General features: G+C 32.6%; 1 protein-coding gene and 2 pseudogenes. 2 read left to right on the forward strand and 1 reads right to left on the reverse strand.

All coding sequences use genetic code 11. The features are described 5' to 3' along the window. Positions 1–567 (reverse strand): annotated as a pseudogene (locus KQI85_RS15990) (hypothetical protein); the annotation flags it as partial. Between the two features lie 1,422 nt (positions 568–1,989). Here KQI85_RS15990 and KQI85_RS15995 point away from each other — a divergent pair. Both KQI85_RS15995 and KQI85_RS16000 read left to right on the forward strand, forming a co-directional pair. Further along, entirely contained in the window at positions 1,990–2,166 is a 177-nt protein-coding gene (locus KQI85_RS15995; RefSeq protein ID WP_216577030.1) for a hypothetical protein, read from the forward strand. A 157-nt stretch (positions 2,167–2,323) separates the two neighbouring features. Further along, positions 2,324–4,866 (forward strand): annotated as a pseudogene (locus KQI85_RS16000) (hypothetical protein); the annotation flags it as partial.

The raw sequence follows: 4,866 nt of genomic DNA on the forward strand, positions 1-4,866 counted from the left end.
CACTTTGTTTATGAATATCATATATTCCTTAAGAGGTCTGCATTTTTCAAGAAGAGTATCATTCTTGCCTGGATTAAGGTTGTAGACCATGGCAGTCCATTCAAAATCTCCGCTGTCATCTTTATTAATGAATGCATCTGAAAGTCTTAATTTGACTTTTGCATCATATTCTTCTGTTCCATTGTAAAAAACAACATACTGTGGTGTTGGAATAGGGATAAGTCTTTTGTTATATATTCCATAACGTTCTGTTTTAATATACTGGCTTAGAAGATTAGCGTAATACATAAGTCCTCTTGCCGGCATATTCGGATTAATTGAACTCTGCTGTTCCCACAAGACCATGTTACTGTCTAGAAGAATCGAAATATCATTCTTCATCTTCATATATATTACATCATCAAGAGTCGTAATCCTGATATCATCTGTATTGTTATATGAAGTTCCGTTAAGAGCATTGTAGAGAATTAACATATCCTCTTTATATTCTTCGGAACCAAATCTTAATCTGAAAAGTCTGTCCTTGTAAGTACGGTTGATACCTACTGTTTCATTAGTTGAAGCCATAAAAAATCCTCGCTTGTTTATTTCTGTTTACTATTCTAAATATAGTATATCACAAGCAAAATAATATGCAAACATATTTTCGCTGTTTATGTTAGAAAATTGCATAGACTTTGTTATAAATCTTAAAGCTAGTATTCAAGATTAAGTCTTTTTCATCATTTAACTATTTTGTAGTAAAGATACTATTATACAATCTCATTAGGTAATATAAAATTTTGTAATCAAAAAAGATGATATTCTCCAAATATAGAACTTGAAGAACATCGTCTTTTTTAATTTAATGACCGATGATACACTCCATAAGATTTGCCTTAATTAAGAAGTGATTTTAGAATAATTAATTTGCTTTACTTCGTACCTTAACTACTTACAGTTCTGTGTAATGCACTTTAGAAGATGAAATATTAGACATGGAATACATATTATGTAATAACTTATTTTTGAATATTTTTATATCATTCAAATTGATACTAATATATATGGTAATACGCTTTATTTTTAGTTTCAACATCCAATTTTTATGCGTAATCAGCTTTTATATAATTTACATGATTTTATAGTCAAGTTTTTTATGTTATTACACCATATTCCCTTAACGGATTCTATCTATAACAAGTTATTAATGTGATACCATTAGATTATAAATAGCAATTTAGACTTTTGCAAATATGATAGTTAGACTGTTAGAAAAATTGAAAGCAACGGATTTAAGAGCATTGTTAGAGCGTTGCTCTATCATTACATCATATTTTGCATATTTGGCGAAAATGCAGATATGCATTACACCAAACTGTCATGGTTAAGGTACAGTATTCAGTTTTTTACATACCGAAAGCAAATTTCAATACGATTAACTTACACATTATATGCTTATATCATATATTTTATTTATAAGTTATATGCTAACGAAAATGTAAGCTATATGATGAACTACAGCCGAACAGTTTTTGATGAATGAATAATCGGTCGCATCAGTATTTTGCTGTTGATGTGCTGTATTCAGACAGGAACCGGCTGTAATTTAATCTATGTAATGCTTACTTTATAAGATAGTCCAATTGTGACTCGTTTCTCTGATAAGGTGGTACTAAAACTTATGTGCCATCTTCAATTAAATGATCCTGCCTGCGGTACTGAATGTTCTCAGTGCCAAACTGCTTTTATATGATATAACAGATTTTAGAAAAAATCCCCCCCTTTTTGGGGGGAATTTTCAAGAAAAGTATATTTATTTTATAAAAATCATAATGCAATTATAATCAAACTATAAATATTAATTCATATAAATAAAAATATTAGAAACAAGACAAAAAATCACTCTTTGATACTGAATTGCTACCAGCTCAAGACTACGATTAAATTTTATAAAACGCAGAATTCTTACATTTCATCAACTATTTTTATCAATGAAGTAGTGTAAGTATGTGTCGTATTATTGAATCAATAGAGCTTTTGGCAATAGATATAAATGATATGCCGTGGCAGGTATATGATGAGGTTGATTGGATTAAGATTAATATTATGATTAAGATTAATGTTGGTATTCTAATTAAGATTAAGATTGGTATTCCAACTAAGATTACCAGATTACTAACTTAATCGAATCTAATATCCTAACATCAAACACATCTATCATATTTAAAAGCTCAAGTGATTCACATTCGTACCCACATCTACCGGATAAAAGTTCCGGTCCTTAGATATCTAAAAACTCGCCGAAAACAGGCACAATTTTTAAATTTTAGGAGGTAACGATATGAACAAATTTACACGTTCCCAGATGGGAAAAATTATGGCATACGCTTTATCTGCTGCTATGGCAGTTACTGTTGTGCCAACATATATGATGAAACCATTAACAGTTATGGCTGATGCAACATTTACACATACACAGGTTGCACAAGGAACAAAATTAGCTGATGGAACAGCCGCAAACAAATTTCTTGCATTATATTCAACTAATTCAGCAACAGCAAAACCTGTTTTTGTAATAAGCCCTACAACAATTGTTGGTACTAACACTTATGAATATTATGTTCCATATGATGCACCAACAGGAATTTTCTTCTATAAAGAAGTTGATTCAGAAGATGCTGCTTATGGCGACAATACAGGAGCGAATACATCTGTAGAAATCACATCAGCAACACCTGCTAAAGGTATAGAATTACCTGATAATATGAATGTTTATTACAGAGAAAGCTCCAGTGCCTTAAGTGCAACTAACCGTGAAGTTATCCCAATCAAATTAAAAGGTGCTGATAATGCTAGTTATAAGAGCATTAAAGTAACAGCAACTCCTGAAGCTGGAACTGCTGTAGAGTTGACAACAACACCATCAACTAGTGGTACAGGAGCTTTTAAATTGAGCGTAAATGATAAAAAGAGTGAGATCTATGCAACAGTAGGCACACTTCCAAGTACAACTCCTAGTGCTTTAGTAGCAGATAAAGTAACTATCACAGTTGAAATTGAAGTCGAAGGACGTAAGAATCCATATAAAGAAGAAATAACATTATCAGCTGTAAAAGATGACGCAACAGCTATCACATCAAATGATTTATCTGTTGTTGCAGATAATAAACTTGTATCATTAGATCAGGAAGTTAATATCACAGCAACAAATAAGAACCTTACATCAAAAGAAAATGTATACTTCGTATTAACAAGTGGTTCTACTAGTACATCAATAGCACAAAATGGAGTTTTAACATTAAAAAGTGGTAACGATGTTCTTGCAACATATGATATTGACACAGGCAAATTAGTTACTAAAAAAGAAGGAAAATACAAAGTTGTTATGTTTGTAGACAGTTCTAGTGCAGCTGGAACGCCTGATGGTACTTACAATGCTAACGATGACACTGAAAAATCAGAAGTTGAAATTGAAGCAGTATCTTTTACTTTAGGTACAGATAATACAATATCAGGTAAAGTTGGTGCTAATAATGTTACTACAAATGTAAATGCTAATACAACTGCAACAGCTGATACAATTACTTTTGTTGAATACAAAGTTGATGATACTGATATTGCATCAGTTACTGGCAATGGAAAAAATGCAGCAGTTACACTTAGAAAAGCCGGTATAACAAAAGTTACAGCAGTTATTACATGCAATAAAGAAAATGATAAGGTTTACAAATTTGAAAAATCAGGTTATATCGTAGTAGCTCCAAAAGATACAGACGATTTTGTAATAACAGATATCGATAATACAGAGCTTTATGCTAATGAATTAGATAAATCAAACAATTTATCAGAAGAATTAGCATTACAGCTTGGTGATGCGATTGTAAATAATCAGGTGGATGCTGTTAGATTAACACAGTCAGCTTATAAAAAAGCTGAAGACGCATTATATAAAACACTTGATGATTACAATTATAACTTAGAAGATGAATCAGGTGATGTATCTGCAAATGGTTTATTATTTGCTGTATACGATAAGGATATTGCAGATGCAGATGAACCAGATGAAGCTGCTGAAATAAAATTAGTTGTAAATGGTGTTTCTCCAAAAGATTATCAGTACGTTCAGAAAGATTCTGTTTATGACTTCACTGCAGATGTAACTGTTGATAATGTTGTAACAGAATTACAGCAGCCAGTATGGTTAACTGTTAAAAATGGACCTTTTGAATTAAATCATAAATATACAGTATATGATGATGGTGAAGCTATATTTGTTGCAAAATGTACAACAGCTGGCGAATTAACATTCCAAACAGATTCATTCAGTGTATTCTCAATTGTTGAAGCCGATGCTGATGCTGAAACTACAGATAATACAGCAGGTCTTGACAAACCAGATACACCAGACGATTCAGAAGACATCTACGACAAAGTAAACTTCTCAGCACATGTACAGAGAAGAATCGGAACAGATGACGAAGCAGATATCGCTGCAACAGTATCAGATGATGGTATCATCTCACTTGGTACTCATGGACAGAGCAGACGAGTTGAGAAGATTACACTCACAGGTCTTGATGCAGATGAAGTTGAGATGACAGCTCACGTTCAGAAGAGAGTTGACCATCCAGAAGATGTAGCTGATTTAACACAGGTTGTTAATGAAGACGGTTCTATCTCAATCGGTACAGAACACCAGTCAAGAAGAATTGAGGCATTCTCAATGAATCTTAAAGGTGATTTAGCTGAGAAATACGATGTATACTACAGAGTACACGCTCAGAACTACGGCTGGTTAGGATGGGCTAAGAACGGTGAAATCGCTGGTACATCAGGTCACTCATTCAGACTTGAAGGAATCGAAATCATCTTCGTTGAAAAAGG

The organism is Falcatimonas sp. MSJ-15 (assembly GCF_018918265.1).
Taxonomy (GTDB): Bacteria; Bacillota; Clostridia; order Lachnospirales; family Lachnospiraceae; genus Falcatimonas.

Coding starts and splice junctions, on each gene's coding strand:
- KQI85_RS15995 (WP_216577030.1), top strand. CDS start 1,990: ATGTGTCGTATTATTGAATCAATAGAGCTTTTGGCAATAGATATAAAT.